14 protein-coding genes are annotated in these 15,850 nt (G+C 71.5%); 13 read left to right on the forward strand and 1 reads right to left on the reverse strand.

Features of this window, described 5'->3' with window-relative positions; all coding sequences use genetic code 11:
• The 9 genes from ftsW to ACFRAR_RS31295 all read left to right on the forward strand — a co-directional run bounded on the left by ftsW (position 1) and on the right by ACFRAR_RS31295 (position 8,947).
• On the forward strand, positions 1-1,314 hold the full coding sequence (gene ftsW, locus ACFRAR_RS31255; protein ID WP_380702307.1) for a putative lipid II flippase FtsW: 1,314 nt from the start codon (positions 1-3) through the stop codon (positions 1,312-1,314).
• Between the two features lie 6 nt (positions 1,315-1,320).
• Entirely contained in the window at positions 1,321-2,427 is a 1,107-nt protein-coding gene (gene murG / locus ACFRAR_RS31260) for an undecaprenyldiphospho-muramoylpentapeptide beta-N-acetylglucosaminyltransferase (protein WP_380702309.1), read from the forward strand.
• Positions 2,420-3,196 (forward strand): cell division protein FtsQ/DivIB, encoded by a 777-nt coding sequence (locus ACFRAR_RS31265; protein WP_380702311.1) that lies wholly within the window; start codon positions 2,420-2,422, stop codon positions 3,194-3,196. The genes murG and ACFRAR_RS31265 overlap by 8 nt, the downstream gene beginning before the upstream one ends.
• 363 nt (positions 3,197-3,559) lie before the next feature.
• A complete protein-coding gene (ftsZ, locus tag ACFRAR_RS31270; RefSeq protein WP_380702313.1) occupies positions 3,560-4,792 on the forward strand; it encodes a cell division protein FtsZ in 1,233 nt (410 codons plus the stop codon).
• Positions 4,789-5,520: a peptidoglycan editing factor PgeF gene (pgeF, locus tag ACFRAR_RS31275; RefSeq protein ID WP_380702315.1), complete on the forward strand. Its 732-nt coding sequence runs from the start codon at positions 4,789-4,791 to the stop codon at positions 5,518-5,520. Before ftsZ ends, pgeF begins: the two co-directional genes overlap by 4 nt.
• Positions 5,520-6,308, forward strand: a complete 789-nt coding sequence (locus ACFRAR_RS31280) for a YggS family pyridoxal phosphate-dependent enzyme (protein ID WP_380702317.1) — start codon at positions 5,520-5,522, stop codon at positions 6,306-6,308. The genes pgeF and ACFRAR_RS31280 overlap by 1 nt, the downstream gene beginning before the upstream one ends.
• A 221-nt stretch (positions 6,309-6,529) precedes the next feature.
• Positions 6,530-7,147, forward strand: a complete 618-nt coding sequence (locus ACFRAR_RS31285; RefSeq protein WP_380702320.1) for a cell division protein SepF — start codon at positions 6,530-6,532, stop codon at positions 7,145-7,147.
• A 100-nt stretch (positions 7,148-7,247) separates the two neighbouring features.
• Positions 7,248-7,529: a YggT family protein gene (locus ACFRAR_RS31290; protein ID WP_030060143.1), complete on the forward strand. Its 282-nt coding sequence runs from the start codon at positions 7,248-7,250 to the stop codon at positions 7,527-7,529.
• A 59-nt stretch (positions 7,530-7,588) separates the two neighbouring features.
• Complete coding sequence (locus ACFRAR_RS31295; protein WP_380702323.1) at positions 7,589-8,947, forward strand: DivIVA domain-containing protein; 1,359 nt, start codon at positions 7,589-7,591, stop codon at positions 8,945-8,947.
• A 180-nt stretch (positions 8,948-9,127) separates the two neighbouring features.
• Here ACFRAR_RS31295 and ileS read toward each other — a convergent pair whose 3' ends face one another.
• Positions 9,128-12,256: an isoleucine--tRNA ligase gene (gene ileS, locus ACFRAR_RS31300; RefSeq protein ID WP_380702326.1), complete on the reverse strand. Its 3,129-nt coding sequence runs from the start codon at positions 12,254-12,256 to the stop codon at positions 9,128-9,130.
• A gap of 551 nt (positions 12,257-12,807) precedes the next feature.
• Between ileS and ACFRAR_RS31305 the strand changes: the two genes are divergently transcribed.
• From ACFRAR_RS31305 to ACFRAR_RS31320, 4 genes are all read left to right on the forward strand, one after another.
• Positions 12,808-13,353, forward strand: a complete 546-nt coding sequence (locus ACFRAR_RS31305) for a TraR/DksA family transcriptional regulator (protein ID WP_380702329.1) — start codon at positions 12,808-12,810, stop codon at positions 13,351-13,353.
• Positions 13,354-13,594: 241 nt separating this feature from the next.
• Complete coding sequence (gene lspA / locus ACFRAR_RS31310; protein WP_380702331.1) at positions 13,595-14,161, forward strand: signal peptidase II; 567 nt, start codon at positions 13,595-13,597, stop codon at positions 14,159-14,161.
• A 100-nt stretch (positions 14,162-14,261) separates the two neighbouring features.
• On the forward strand, positions 14,262-15,200 hold the full coding sequence (locus ACFRAR_RS31315) for an RluA family pseudouridine synthase (protein WP_380702333.1): 939 nt from the start codon (positions 14,262-14,264) through the stop codon (positions 15,198-15,200).
• Between the two features lies 1 nt (position 15,201).
• On the forward strand, positions 15,202-15,666 hold the full coding sequence (locus ACFRAR_RS31320) for a GNAT family N-acetyltransferase (RefSeq protein WP_380702335.1): 465 nt from the start codon (positions 15,202-15,204) through the stop codon (positions 15,664-15,666).
• The last annotated feature ends 184 nt before the right edge of the window (positions 15,667-15,850 follow it).

Here is a 15,850-nt window from a genome sequence, read left to right on the forward strand (position 1 = left end):
ATGAGAGTGATCTCCGCCACCACGACCAAGTACAAGTCGGCCGGTCCACTGGGCCGGATCCAGGCCTTCCGGGCCCGGGTCCGGTACTGGCTGGACCGGCCGCTCACGCCGTACCTGCTGGTCGTCGGCAGCACCCTGCTGCTGGTCGTGCTCGGTCTGATGATGGTCTTCTCGGCCTCGCAGATCCTCGCCCTGAACCAGCACCACACGGCGCAGTACTACTTCCTCAAGCAGCTGATCGCGGCCATCCTCGGCCTGGTCCTGCTGATCGGCTTCGCCTCCGTCCCGCTGGCGGTGCTGCGGGTGATCGTCTACCCCGTGATGATCGGGGTGATCGTCCTCCTCACGCTGGTCGCCATCCCCGGCATCGGGGTGCGGATCAACGGCAACCAGAACTGGCTGGATTTCGGCTTCTTCCAGTTCCAGCCGTCGGAGTTCGCCAAGCTCGCGCTGGTGCTCTGGGGCGCCGACCTGCTCGCCCGCAAGCAGAAGGCCGGCACCCTCAACTCGTGGAAGCACCTCCTGGTGCCGCTGGTGCCGGGCGCCCTGCTGCTGCTCGCGCTGATCATGTTCGGCGGCGACATGGGCACCTCGATGATCCTGGTGGCCATGGTGTTCGCGCTGCTCTGGATGGTCGGCGCGCCGCTGCGGCTGTTCGTGTCCACCGTCGGGGTGGCGGTGGTGGTCTGCACCGCCCTGGTGGTCACCGTCCCGCACCGGGCCGAGCGGCTGGGCTGCATAGGCGTCACCAAGCTCGATCCCGAGGGCGCCTGCTTCCAGGCGCTGCACGGCGTCTTCGCGTTCGCCAACGGCGGCGGCTTCGGCACCGGCCTCGGCGCCGGCGTGGAGAAATGGGGCCAGCTGCCCGAGGCGCACACCGACTTCATCTTCGCCGCGACCGGCGAGGAACTCGGTCTGGTGGGGACGCTGTCGGTGCTCGGTCTCTTCGCGGCACTAGGCTACGCGGGTATCCGTGTGGCCATCGGTACGAAGGATCCCTTCGTCAGGTACGCCGCGGGAGCCGCCACCACCTGGATCATGGCGCAGGCCGTGATCAACCTGGGGTCGGCGCTGGGACTGCTGCCCATCGCGGGCGTCCCGCTCCCGCTGTTCTCCTACGGCGGTTCCGCCATGCTGTCGGCCATGTCCGCGATCGGAGTGCTGCTGTGCCTGGCGCGCAGCACCTCGGGCGCGAAGGCGGCGCTGGCCGCCCGGAGCAAGAACTCCCGGATCAGGAGACAACTGGCCCGGGTGCTGCCACGACGACGAACCACAGCGCGCCCGGCCCCGGGGCCGGCACGCAGGGAGCGGTGAATTTCGGTGCATGTCGTACTCGCCGGCGGGGGGACCGCCGGTCACATCGAGCCTGCCATGGCCCTCGCGGATGCCCTCCGCAGGCACGACCCGTCCATCGGGATCACCGCCCTGGGCACCGAGCGCGGACTGGAGACCCGACTGGTGCCCGAGCGCGGCTACCAGTTGGAGCTGATCCCGGCCGTCCCGCTGCCCCGCAAGCCCACCCCGGAGCTGATCACCGTCCCCGGCCGGCTGCGGGGTACGGTCCGGGCCGCCCAGGAGATCATCGAGCGGGTCAATGCGGACGCCGTGGTCGGCTTCGGCGGCTACGTCGCGATGCCCGCCTACCTGGCCGCCAAGCGGGCCGGGGTGCCGATCGTGGTGCACGAGGCGAACGCGCGTCCGGGCCTGGCCAACAAGATCGGCGCCCGCTACAGCGACTTCGTGGCGGTCTCCACGCCGGACAGCAAGCTGCGCGACTCCCGGTACATCGGCATCCCGCTGCGCCGGACCATCGCCACCCTGGACCGGGGCGCCGCCCGCCCGGAGGCCCGCCACTACTTCGGCCTCGACCAGCGGCTGCCCACCCTGCTGGTCTCCGGCGGCTCCCAGGGCGCGCGCCGGCTCAACGAGACGGTCACCGCGATCGCCCCGCGGCTCCAGCAGTACGGCGTGCAGATCCTGCACGCGGTCGGCCCGAAGAACGAGCTGCCGCAGGTCGCCGACGTCCCCGGGATGCCGCCGTACCGCCCGGTGCCGTACCTGGACCGGATGGACCTCGCCTACGCGGCCGCCGACATGATGCTCTGCCGGGCCGGCGCCATGACGGTGGCCGAGCTGGCGGCCGTCGGCCTGCCCGCCGCCTTCGTCCCGCTGCCGATCGGCAACGGCGAGCAGCGGCTGAACGCCCAGCCGATGGTCAAGGCCGGCGGCGGTCTGCTGGTGGACGACGCCGAGCTGACCCCGGACTGGGTGCTCCAGAACGTGCTGCCGGTGCTCACCGACCCGCAGCGGCTGTGGGACATGAGCCGGGCGGCCGCCGAGTTCGGCCGCCGGGACGCCGACGACCTGCTGGTCGGCATGGTCTACGAGGCGATCCAGGCCCACCGCGGCGGTCGCCGCCGTGGCTGACGGCCGGCTCGCCGATCCGCTGGAGAAGGAGCTGGAGGTGGAGGAGTCCGCTCCCCGCCTCCGGCTCTCCCGGCGGGGCATCGTGGTGCTGGGCGCGCTCGGCGCCGCGGTGCTCGGCGTGCTGGCCTGGCTGGTGTTCTTCTCCTCGGTGCTGGACGTGCGCACCGTCGCCGTCCAGGGGACGAGCGACGAGAGACTGACGGCGGACCAGGTCCGCGAGGCGGTCGGCGGGCTGGGCGACGGCCCGCTGGCGCGGGTGGACCTGGACGTCGTCCGGCACCGGGTGGAGGCGATCCCCCGGGTGGCCAGGGCCGAGGTGTGGCGGGGCTGGCCGCACACCCTTCGGGTGAAGGTGGTCCAGCGCACGGCGGTGGCCGCCGTCAAGGGGGATGACGGCCAGTTCACCCAGGTCGATGCCGGAGGCGTGAGCTTCGCCACCGAGCCGGCCCCGCCCGAGGGCGTTCCGGTGGTGGAACTGCGGCTCAGTCAGCAGGCGACCGACGTCGACGGGGTGATCGACCGTTCGCAGCTGGTGCGGGGCGCCGTGGCGGTGGCCGCCGGGCTGCCGCCGGAGGTCGCCAAGCGGGCCGGTTCCGTGCTGGTGCGCTCGTACGACGACATCGAGTTGCAGCTCAGCGGGGGTGCGACGGTGCGCTGGGGGAGCCCGGAGCAGATCGACCGGAAGGCCCGGGTGCTGGTCGCGCTGATGGGCCAGAAGGGCACGAACTTCGACGTGACGGCGCCCGAGGCGCCGGCGGTGTCGGGATGATCCGGTAGGTTCTCTGCCTGAGGGAGGGTTGACGCCTCGCAGTGTCGGCCCGACTCTTGGTGGTCACCCCCGGTTTCCTAAGCCGGCCGATGATCACATAGGCTCAAAAGAAAAAGGGAAGCTCGGCGTGTTCGTTGAAACGCGTGCCCGGAGCCACCTAGTGTCCTGTGTCACCAGCCTGTGTTTCCTGGTGACGTGACGGAGGCACAGCACTAACCCTAAAGGTCAAGTTTAGGGTTGGGGTCGGCGGTCGGCATTTCGGACATTCAGTCAGAAACCAGGCTCCCTACCCATCGACATCCGTCGGCACGGCCCCGCTCCGGGGCGGGCCGACCCGGAAATTCGAGGCGAGAGGCCTTCGACGTGGCAGCACCGCAGAACTACCTCGCAGTCATCAAGGTCGTCGGAATCGGCGGCGGTGGTGTCAACGCCATCAACCGGATGATCGAGGTCGGTCTCAAGGGCGTCGAGTTCATCGCGATCAACACCGATGCGCAGGCCCTCCTGATGAGCGACGCCGACGTCAAGCTCGATGTGGGCCGTGAACTCACCCGGGGCCTCGGCGCCGGCGCCAACCCCGAGGTCGGCCGCAAGGCCGCCGAGGACCACCGCGAGGAGATCGAGGAGGTCCTCAAGGGGGCCGACATGGTCTTCGTCACCGCCGGTGAGGGCGGTGGCACGGGCACGGGTGGCGCGCCCGTCGTCGCCAACATCGCGCGCTCGCTGGGCGCCCTGACCATCGGCGTGGTCACCCGTCCGTTCACCTTCGAGGGACGGCGCCGGGCCAACCAGGCCGAGGACGGCATCGCCTCCCTGCGCGAAGAGGTCGACACCCTCATCGTGATCCCCAACGACCGGCTGCTGTCCATCTCGGACCGCCAGGTCAGCGTCCTCGACGCGTTCCGCTCGGCCGACCAGGTCCTGCTCTCCGGTGTCCAGGGCATCACCGACCTGATCACCACCCCGGGTCTGATCAACCTCGACTTCGCCGACGTCAAGTCCGTCATGTCCGAGGCCGGTTCGGCCCTCATGGGCATCGGCTCGGCCCGCGGCGAGGACCGCGCCAAGGCCGCCGCCGTGATGGCGATCTCCTCGCCGCTGCTGGAGGCCTCGATCGACGGCGCCCGCGGCGTGCTGCTGTCCATCTCGGGCGGCTCCGACCTCGGCCTGTTCGAGATCAACGAGTCGGCCCAGCTGGTCAGCGAGGCGGCCCACCCCGAGGCGAACATCATCTTCGGTGCCGTCATCGACGACGCGCTCGGCGACGAGGTCCGGGTCACCGTCATCGCGGCCGGCTTCGACGGCGGGCAGCCGCCGGCGATCGTCCGCGACCCGGTGGTCAAGTCCACCACTCCGGAGCGCCCGGCCACGCCGCCGGCCGCCCCGGAGCGCCCGGTCGGCCGGCCGTCGTACGGGAGCATCGGCTCGGTGACGTCCCGTTCGGAGGGCGAGTCCGCGGCCGCCGCGCCGAGCCGGACCGTCGAGGCCCCGGCCACCGCGACCGCCGCGGCGGTGCCGCCGCAGGTGCAGCCGGCCCGGCAGCCGTTCGTGGAGAGCCCGGCCGAGGAGCTTGACGTCCCGGATTTCCTTAAGTGATCGATCACGCGGTCCGCGCCGGTGCTCACTTCGCCTTCACCTCACGGTGGGGCGGGGTGAGCACTTCGCCGTACGGGGAGCTGAACCTCGGCGGCGCGGTGGGGGACGACCCGGAGGCCGTGCGGGAGAACCGGGCGCTCGCGGCCCGGGAGCTGGGGCTCGACCCGGCCGACGTGGTGTGGATGAACCAGGTGCACGGCGCCGAGGTCGCGGTGGTGACCGAGCGCCAGCCGCTCGGGCAGGCCCCGACGGTGGACGCGGTGGTCTCCGACCGGCCGCTCGCGCTGGCGGTGCTGACCGCCGACTGCACCCCGGTGCTGCTGGCCGATCCGGTGGCGGGCGTGGTGGGCGCGGCCCACGCGGGCCGGCCCGGGCTGGCGGCCGGGGTGGTGCCCGCGGTCGTCCGGGCGATGGTCGCGCTGGGGGCGGAGCCCGGCCGGATCGCCGCCGCCACCGGGCCCGCGGTGTGCGGCCGCTGCTACGAGGTGCCGGCCGAACTGCGCGCCGAGGTCGCCGCGGCGGTGCCGGAGGCCTTCGCCGAGACGTCCTGGGGGACTCCCGCCCTGGACGTGGCGGAGGGGGTCGCGGCCCAGCTGGCCGCGGAGGGGGTCAGCGAGTTGGTGCGATCACCTGTCTGCACCCTGGAATCCGCCGATCACTACTCCTATCGCCGCGAGCAGCGCACCGGTCGGCTCGCGAGCTACGTCTGGTTGGGCTCTGATCACTGATGACGAACGACATCTATGGACCGTTCCCGGGGAACGCCGAGTTCACGGCGGTGCTGACGGAGGGCCAGCGGGCCCGGTACGAGGAACTCGGCACCAACCTCGAGGTGGTCGAGCGCCGGATCGCGGACGCGTGCGCGGCCGCCGGGCGCGCCCGGGACGAGGTCACCCTGATCGTCGTCACCAAGACCTACCCCGCCGAGGACACCGCGCTGCTGGCCGGACTCGGTGTGACGGACGTCGCGGAGAACCGGGACCAGGACGCCGCTCCCAAGGCCGAGCAGTGCAGAAACCTTCCTCTTGACTGGCACTTCGTCGGACAGCTGCAGACCAACAAGGTCCGCTCGGTCGTCCGGTACGCGAACCACGTGCACTCGGTGGACCGGCCGCGGTTGGTCGAGTCGCTCTCCGCGGCGGTGCTCAAGTCGGAGCGCCCGGAGCTGGGTTGCCTGGTGCAGGTGGCCCTGGACAAGGCGTACGGGGAGGGCGCGCACCGGGCCGGGGTCGCGCCCGAGGACGTCGCGCGACTGGCCGACGCGATCGCCGACACGCCCGGGCTGCGTCTGGACGGTGTGATGACCGTCGCTCCGCTGAGCGGTCCGCTGGCCGGAGATCCGGCCCGTGCATTCGATCGGCTGACGGAAATCGCAACCGCCGTACGAGCGGCCCATCCGACTGCCACCATGGTCTCCGCAGGGATGAGCGGGGACCTTGAGCAGGCGATTGCTGCCGGAGCGACACATGTGCGCGTCGGAACGGCGGTACTCGGAGTGAGGTCACCCCTCAGGTAACGTCACCGGGTAGTAGATCAGACAGCAGGACAAAATAGGACAGAATCTAGCAGCTCTTCGGAGCGCTAGCGAACCGTGGATCGCAGCTCCGCGGCCCCCACTCCACGAATTCTGACCGGTCGTCGGCCTGACGCGCCGTCGTGGAGGGACCGCGGAATCCGCAGACGGGGCCGTACGGCCCGGGCCGGAGCCGGTCCACCACAAGCGGAGGAGACAGGAGCATGGCCGGCGCGATGCGCAAGATGGCGGTCTACCTCGGCCTCGTGGAGGACGAGACGTACGACGGCCAGGGGTACGACCCCGACGACGACTACGACGCGGACCCCGAACCGATCCGGACGGGCCAGCGGACCGAGGACATCCCCCGGCCGACCCCGGCCCCGGCGGCCGCCGCGCCCGCCCCGGTCTCCTCGATCACCCCGCAGCCGGTGCCCGCCGCGGTGCCGATCCGGCAGGAGACTCCGAGGATGGCCCCCGTGTCGTCCATCACACCCGAACGCCGCCACAACCTGGAGAAGAGCGCACCGGTGATCATGCCCAAGGTCGTGAACGAACGAGAGCCCTACCGCATCACCACGCTGCACCCCCGGACCTACAACGAGGCCCGTACCATCGGGGAACAGTTCCGTGGCGGTACCCCCGTGATCATGAATCTGACGGAGATGGACGACACCGACGCGAAGCGCCTCGTAGACTTCGCCGCTGGACTCGTCTTCGGTCTGCACGGCAGTATCGAGCGCGTGACACAGAAGGTGTTCCTGCTGTCGCCTGCTAACGTCGATGTCACGGCGGAGGACAAGGCTCGGATCGCCGAGGGTGGGTTCTTCAACCAGAGCTGACCCGGCCACGACTCCATGTGTGGATCTGATCAACAGTGTGGTTGACGACAGGTGACGAGCGGCAGGCCCGAGGGATCGGGACCGGGGAGAGGGAAACGCGATGGACATCGTGTGGGCGGTGCTCTACTACGCCCTGACCGTCTTCCTGGTGTTCCTGCTGGTGCGACTGGTCATGGACTGGGTCTTCCAGTTCGCGCGTTCGTGGCGGCCCGGCAAGGCCATGGTCCTGGTCCTGGAGGCCACGTACACTGTCACGGATCCGCCGCTCAAGCTTCTTCGGCGGCTGATTCCGCCGTTGCGTTTCGGGGGCGTGGCGCTCGACCTGTCCTTCTTCGTACTGATGATCATTGTGTATGTCCTGATCTCGCTTGTGCACCCCTAGTCGTAGGTGAGCGATGCGACAGGATGCCGGTGTGCCGACGATCACGTTGAGGTGAAGAGATGCCATTGACCCCCGAGGACGTTCGGAACAAGCAGTTCACGACCGTCCGCCTGCGTGAAGGCTATGACGAGGACGAGGTCGATGCCTTCCTCGACGAGGTCGAGGCGGAGCTGACCCGCCTCCTCCGGGAGAACGAGGACCTGCGCGCCAAGCTGGCCGCCGCGACTCGTGCCGCCGCGCAGAACCAGGCCAACCTGCGCAAGGAGCCGCAGCAGGAAGCCCCCCGACAGGGTGGCGCTCCGGTGCCCGCCGCCATATCCGGCCCGCCGGTCCCCGGCCAGCAGGGTCCGGGCGGCCCCCAGCAGATGGGCCCCGGTGGCCCGCAGCAGATGGGTCCGGGCGGCCCGCAGCAGCAGATGGGCCCCGGCCCCCAGCAGCAGATGGGCAATCAGCCCCTCGGCCTGCCGGCCGGCTCCCCGCCGCAGCTCCCGGCCGGCGGTGGCCAGCAGCAGCAGATGAACCAGACCATGGGCGGTCAGCAGCAGCTGGTCCAGCCGATGGGCGGTCAGATGCTCCAGCCCATGGGCGGCCCCGGTGGCCCGCAGCAGATGGGCAACCCGATGGGCCAGGGCCTGGGCCAGGGCATGGGTCAGCAGCAGATGCAGCAGATGGGTGGCCCGATGGGCGGCCCGCAGCAGATGGGCAACCCGATGGGCGCCCCGATGCAGCAGCAGGGTCCCGGTGGCGACAGCGCCGCCCGGGTGCTGGCGCTCGCTCAGCAGACCGCCGACCAGGCGATCTCGGAGGCCCGTTCCGAGGCCAACAAGATCGTCGGCGAGGCGCGCAGCCGCGCCGAGGGCCTGGAGCGCGACGCCCGTGCGAAGGCCGACGCGCTGGAGCGGGACGCGCAGGAGAAGCACCGCGTCGCGATGGGCTCGCTGGAGTCCGCGCGGGCCACGTTGGAGCGCAAGGTCGAGGACCTGCGGGCGTTCGAGCGTGAGTACCGCACGCGTCTGAAGTCGTACCTGGAGACCCAGCTGCGTCAGCTGGAGTCGCAGGCCGACGACTCGCTCGCTCCGCCGCGGATCCCCGCCACCGCGTCGCTGCCGCCGGCGGCCTCGTCGATGGCTCCGGCCGGTGCCGGCGCGATGAGTGGCGGCGCGCCGGGCTTCGGTGGCAACCAGTCGTCCTTCGGGGGCAGCTCGCCGTCCTTCGGCGGGAACGGCTCCTTCGGCGGCGGCTCCTCGGCGCCGAGCTTCGGTGGGCAGTCGAACGGTGGCAACAGCGGTGCGCCGCAGATGCAGCCGGCCGGGATGACCCAGCCGATGGCGGCCGTCCGTCCGCAGCCGCCGCAGCCGATGCAGCAGGCTCCGGCGCCGATGCGGGGCTTCCTGATCGACGAGGACGGCGACAACTGAGGTTGTAGCAGGACCTTTCGGGCGCCCCCTTTCCGACCTTCGGGTCGGGGAGGGGGCGCTCTTCTGTGTGCGGGCGCGTGGGCGCGTGGGCGCGGGAAGGGGGGCGAGGAGCGCGGACGGGGCGCGGGGAACGACGAACCGCCGCCACCCCCGAGGGGTGACGGCGGTCGTGAGGGTCGGTCAGGCCTTGCGGAGCTGGAAGGCCAGGCCGAGCGACTCGTCGGCGAAGGTCTCGGACTCCCAGTCGGCGGCGCCGGCGGCGAAGTCGGTGGCGAGGACCTCCTCGGCGACGAGCGGACCGTGCTCGGCGATGGCCTCGGCGGTCTCCTCCGACGTGGCGCGCCAGCGCAGGACGATGCGGTCGGCGACGTCCAGGCCGGAGTTCTTGCGGGCCTCCTGGATCTGGCGGATGGCGTCGCGGGCGATGCCGAGGCGCTTGAGCTCCGGCGTGATGGCCAGGTCGAGGGCGACGGTGGCGCCGGACTCGTTGGCGACGGCCCAGCCCTCGCGCGGGGTCTCGGTGATGATCACCTCGTCCGGAGAGAGGGTGATCGTCTCGCCGTTCAGCTCGACCGAGGTCTCGCCGGTGGCGCGCAGTTCGGCGGCCAGGCGGGCGGCGTCGGTGGCGGCGACCGCCTTGGCGACGTCCTGCACGCCCTTGCCGAAGCGCTTGCCCAGCGCGCGGAAGTTGGCCTTGGCGCTGGTGTCGACCAGCGAGCCGCCGACCTCCGCCAGCGACTCCAGGGTGGAGACGTTGAGCTCCTCGGCGATCTGCGCGCGCAGGTCGGCGGGCAGCTCCTCCCAGCCCTGGGCGGCGACCAGTGCGCGGGACAGCGGCTGACGGGTCTTCACGCCCGACTCGGCGCGGGTCGCGCGGCCCAGCTCGACGAGGCGGCGGACCAGCGCCATGTGCCGGGAGAGCTCGGTGTCGATCAGCGACCCGTCCGCCTCCGGCCAGGTGGCCAGGTGCACCGAGGCCGGGGCGTCCGGCGCGACCGGGACGACCAGGTCCTGCCAGACCCGCTCGGTGATGAACGGGGTGAGCGGGGCCATCAGACGGGTGACCGTCTCCAGTGCCTCGTGCAGGGTGGCGAGCGCGGCGGCGTCGCCCTGCCAGAAGCGGCGGCGGCCGCGGCGGACGTACCAGTTGGACAGGTCGTCGACGAAGCCGGACAGCAGCTTGCCGGCGCGCTGGGTGTCGTACGCCTCGTAGGCCGCGTCGACCTCGCGGACCAGGGTGTTCAGCTCGGAGAGCACCCAGCGGTCCAGCTGCGGGCGGTCGGCCGGGGCCGGGTCGGCCGCGGAGGGGGCCCAGTCCGAGGTGCGGGCGTACAGGGCCTGGAAGGCGACGGTGTTCCAGTAGGTGAGGAGGGTCTTGCGGACCACCTCCTGGATGGTGCCGTGGCCGACCCGGCGGGCCGACCAGGGCGAGCCGCCGGCCGCCATGAACCAGCGGACGGCGTCGGCGCCGTGCTGGTCCATCAGCGGGATCGGCTGGAGGATGTTGCCCAGGTGCTTGGACATCTTGCGGCCGTCCTCGGCCAGGATGTGGCCCAGGCAGACGACGTTCTCGTAGCTGCTCTTGTCGAACACCAGGGTGCCGACCGCCATCAGCGTGTAGAACCAGCCGCGGGTCTGGTCGATCGCCTCGGAGATGAACTGCGCCGGGTAGCGCTTCTCGAACAGCTCCTTGTTCTGGTACGGGTAGCCGTACTGGGCGAAGGGCATCGAGCCCGAGTCGTACCAGGCGTCGATGACCTCGGGCACGCGGGTGGCGGTGCCGCCGCAGTCGCGGCAGGCGAAGGTCACCGCGTCGATGTACGGGCGGTGCGGGTCGAGGTCGCTCTGGTCGGTGCCGGTGAGCTCGGAGAGCTCGGCCAGCGAGCCGACGCAGGTGAGGTGGCCCTCCTCGCAGCGCCAGATCGGCAGCGGGGTGCCCCAGTAGCGGTTGCGGCTGAGCGCCCAGTCGATGTTGTTGTTCAGCCAGTCGCCGAAGCGGCCGTGCTTGACCGTCTCCGGGTACCAGTTGGTGGCCTCGTTCTCGCGGATCATCGCGTCCTTGACGGCGGTGGTCCGGATGTACCAGGACGGCTGCGCGTAGTAGAGCAGCGCGGTGTGGCAGCGCCAGCAGTGCGGGTAGCTGTGCTCGTACGGCAGGTGGCGGAAGAGCAGGCCGCGCTCCTTGAGGTCCGCGACCAGGGCCTCGTCGGCCTTCTTGAAGAACTGGCCGCCGACCAGCGGGACCTCGGGGGCGAAGGTGCCGTCGCCGAGCACCGGGTTGACCACCGGCAGGCCGTACCTGCGGCAGGTCGCGAGGTCGTCCGCACCGAAGGCGGGGGACTGGTGGACGATGCCGGTGCCGTCCTCGGTGGTGACGTAGTCGGCGTTGAGGACGTAGTGGGCGTTCTCGATCTCGACCAGGTCGAAGGGGCGGCGGTAGGCCCAGCGCTCCATCTCGGCGCCGGTGAAGGACTCGCCGGTGGTCTCCCAGCCCTCGCCGAGCGCCTTGGCGACCAGCGGCTCGGCGACGACGAGCTTCTCGGTGCCGTCGGTGGCCACCACGTAGGTGACCTCCGGGTGGACGGCGGCGGCGGTGTTGGAGACCAGGGTCCACGGGGTGGTGGTCCAGACCAGCAGGGCGGCCTGGCCGGCCAGCGGGCCGCTGGTCAGCGGGAAGCGGACGAAGACCGAGGGGTCGACCACGGTCTCGTAGCCCTGGGCCAGCTCGTGGTCCGACAGGCCGGTGCCGCAGCGCGGGCACCAGGGGGCGACCCGGTGGTCCTGGACCAGCAGGCCCTTGTCGAAGATCTGCCGGAGCGACCACCACACGGACTGGACGTAGGACGGGTCCATCGTCCGGTAGGCCTCGTCGAGGTCGACCCAGTAGCCCATCCGGGTGGTCAGCTCGGTGAAGGCGTCGGTGTGGCGGGTGACCGACTCGCGGCACCTGGCGTTGAACTCGGCGATGCCGTACGCCTCGATGTCCTGCTTGCCGGAGAAGCCCAGCTCCTTCTCGACGGCGAGCTCGACCGGCAGGCCGTGGCAGTCCCAGCCGGCCTTGCGGGCGACGTGGTAGCCCTTCATGGTCCGGTAGCGCGGGAAGACGTCCTTGAAGACGCGGGCCTCGATGTGATGGGCGCCGGGCATGCCGTTGGCGGTGGGCGGGCCCTCGTAGAACACCCACTCGGGGCGGCCCTCGGACTGCTCCAGGCTGCGCTGGAAGATCTTGTTGTCCTGCCAGAACGACAGGATCCGGTGCTCCAGGGCAGGCAGGTCCACCTGCGCGGGAACGGGGTTGTAGGAGTTCATCGCGGGCGTCTACCTCCGGCGGATGCTGGGACTGGATCCTCCGGAGGGACGAGACGGCCTGGCCGCCCCGCGGTACCACCCTCCTTGGCCGCGGTGCTGCGTTCGCGGCCCTCTTGTTTGGGCTTGCTGCCGGGTCTAGTGGGCCGCCGCGCTCGGTGTGCGGTGGCCGTTCTTCCGGCGGCTCCGGGGTGATCTTCCCGTCGTGCACGCCCCCGGGCTCACACCGTCCCCGGGTCGCTGGTGGCTGCGTACGTCGGTACTCGTCCCATCTGCGCCTTGCAGGGCCAGTGTATCGGCCGGGCGCGTCGGTTTGTCCAAAGCGTTTCGGGCGGGCGGTCCGGGGGGCTTCGGCGGGGGTGGTTAGGAGGGGGTGATCTGGGCACAAATCTCTGAGCGCACGGGGCGTGACGGTTGGGGCGGCTGCCTGGGTGGGAACGTTATGGGGCGTCGGTATGTCATGTTGTGACCGGTTTTGATCGGGATTATCGTTCCGGCACTGGAGGCCGCCGGGAACCGGCGGCTCGATTCGTTCGTAGATGGGGTCGAAAGCCATGGCTGAGAAGGGAACCGGCGCGGGCACCGCCACCAAGCGGGCACGCAAGGCCGTGGCGGTCGATCCAGGGGAGGGGACCGTGACCACTACCGCACCTAAGACCAGCACCGACACCGTCACCGTGCCGCGAGGCGCCGAGTCCGTGGACCCGGCCACGTTGCCGGTCCGGCCCGGCGAGGAGGCGTGGACCGCCGAGGAGGTCCACGAGCTGCACGACGAGCTGATCAGTGAGCTGGAGCGGCTCCGCAACGAGATCGACGCCGCCGAGGCCGCCATCTCCGGCCTGATGCGCGACTCCAACGACGGAGCCGGCGACGACCAGGTGGACGCCGGTACGAAGAACATCTCGCGGGAGAGCGAGCTGGCGCTGGCCAACAACGCGCGGGACAGCCTGGCCCAGACCGAGCGCGCGTTGGAGCGGCTGGAGGGAGTCGGCTTCGGCACCTGCGAGTCCTGCGGACAGGCCATCGGCAAGGCCCGGATGCAGGCCTTCCCGCGGGCGACGCTCTGTGTGCAGTGCAAGGCCAAGCAGGAGCGCCGCTGAACCGGGTGACCAGGGCGACGTGGGGGGTCGGGCTTGCCGTACGCTCGACCCCGTAACGTCGCCTGAGTAACGTCGTCTGACGCGTCCCCGGACGCGGGCAGGCCGTGACCGGCCCACCACCCTCCCCCTCCCGCGCAGTGGGGGAGCTCCATCGGCAGCGGAGCGGATCATCAGTACGCAAGGTTCCCCCCAGACCCGGGACGACGCAGTCCCGTCCCCCGCCGATGTCGTGGAGGTGCCCGTGGCCGAGCCGACCGAGACGGCGTCCGTGGACGGCGCGGCGGCCGAGCGGCCCAAGGGCCCGCGCCGGGTCGGCGTGCTGCTGGTCGTCGCGGTGCTCGCGTTCCTGATCGACCTCGGCAGCAAGCTGCTGGTGGTCGCCCGGCTGGAGAACCACGCGGCGATCAAGGTGATCGGGGACGTGGTCACCTTCCAGGTGATCCGCAACTCGGGCGCCGCCTTCGGGATGGGGCAGGCGCTGACCGTCGTCTTCACGATGATCGCCTCGGCCGTCATCGTGGTGATCTGGCGGATCGCCCGTCGGCTGTACAGCCTGCCCTGGGCGCTCGCGCTCGGACTGCTGCTCGGCGGGGCGCTCGGCAACCTCACCGACCGGCTGTTCCGCTCGCCGGGCGTCTTCCGCGGGCACGTGGTGGACTTCATCTCCGTCCAGCACTTCGCGGTCTTCAACCTCGCGGACTCGGCGATCGTCTGCGGCGGGATCCTGGTGGTGCTGCTCTCCTTCCGGGGCAGCAACCCGGACGGGACCGTCCACCAGCAGGTCGAGAAGGCCGGGAAGCCGGAATAGGGCGGAAAGCGGGCCCGCCTCCGGCCCCGTCCCCGCTCCGGGCCCCGGCCCCGGGTGACCGGCGGCAAGGGCGGGCCGCGTTTCCGGCATACTCGTACGGGTGAGTACCGCAGCGCAGATCCGCAGCCTCCCCGTTCCCGACGGCCTGGAGGGCGAGCGTCTCGACGCCGCCCTGTCCCGGATGTTCGGCTTCTCCCGGACCAAGGCCGCCGAGCTGGCCGCCGACGGCAAGGTGACGCTCGACGGCGCCGTGGCCGGCAAGTCGGACCGGGTGACCGCCGGTTCCTGGCTGGAGGTCGAGATCCCGGCCCCCGCCGCCCCGGTGCGGATCGTCGCCGAGCCGGTCGAGGGCATGCGGATCGTCCACGAGGACGAGGACATCGTGCTGGTCGACAAGCCGATCGGCGTCGCCGCGCACCCCAGCCCGGGCTGGACCGGCCCCACCGTGATCGGCGGGCTGGCCGCGGCCGGGTACCGGATCTCCACCTCGGGCGCCGCCGAGCGCCAGGGCATCGTGCACCGGCTGGACGTCGGCACCTCGGGGCTGATGGTGGTCGCCAAGTCCGAGCGCGCGTACACCGACCTCAAGCGGCAGTTCCACGACCGGATCACCGAGAAGCGCTACCACACGCTGGTGCAGGGCCACCCGGACCCGCTGAGCGGGACGGTGGACGCGCCGATCGGGCGGCACCCCAGCTCGGACTGGAAGTGGGCGGTCACCCGGGACGGCAAGCCGTCCGTCACCCACTACGACCTGATCGAGGCGTACCGGGCCGCGTCGCTGATGGCGATCAAGCTGGAGACCGGGCGCACCCACCAGATCCGCGTCCACATGTCCGCGCTGCGCCACCCCTGCGTCGGCGACCTCACGTACGGCGCCGACCCGACGCTGGCCAAGCGGCTGGGGCTGACCCGGCAGTGGCTGCACGCGGTCTCGCTCGGCTTCGAGCACCCGGCGGACGGGCAGTGGGTCGAGTTCTCCAGCGAGTACCCGGCGGACCTGCGGAAGGCGCTGGACATCATCGCGGCGGAGAGCTGAGGTGGCCGTTGCCGTGATCCGGGTCGCCGGGGACGAGGCGGACCTGGAACTGGTGCGGGCGGTCCGGCACGAGGTGTTCGTCGTCGAGCAGGACGTGCCGCAGGAGCTGGAGTACGACGAGTACGACGCGACCTCGGTGCACCTGCTGGCCGCCGGAGCCGACGGGGCCGGGCTGGGGACCGGGCGGCTGATCTTCGGTGAACAGGCGAGGAAGCTGACCGGCGGCGTCGAGGGGCGGGTGCTGCTCGGGCGGCTCGCGGTCGTCGCGGCGGCCCGGGGGACCGGGCTCGGGGCGGACCTCGTCCGGGCGATCGAGGCGGTGGCGGCCGAGCGCGGGGGCGTGGAGGTCGAGCTGCACGCCCAGGTGCAGGCGCTCGGGTTCTACGAGCGGCTCGGGTACGTGGCCGAGGGGCCGGTGTACGAGGACGCGGGGATACCGCACCGGACGATGACGCGGGTGCTGTAGGCGTTTCGGGTGGCGGGGCGCCGGGGGGCGGCCCGCCCGTACGACACCCGCCCCCCCGCCCCGGCGGGGGGGGGGGGGCTTCCCCACCAACCCCGGGGGGGGGGGGGCCGCCCCGGCGGTTGATCCGGGGGGTGGGGGGGGGGGGGGGGGGGGGCCCAACGACTGACGGCTGACAGCTGACAGC

Origin of the sequence: Kitasatospora sp. NPDC056651 (genome assembly GCF_042792155.1) — a bacterium.
Classification (GTDB): Bacteria; Actinomycetota; Actinomycetes; order Streptomycetales; family Streptomycetaceae; genus Kitasatospora.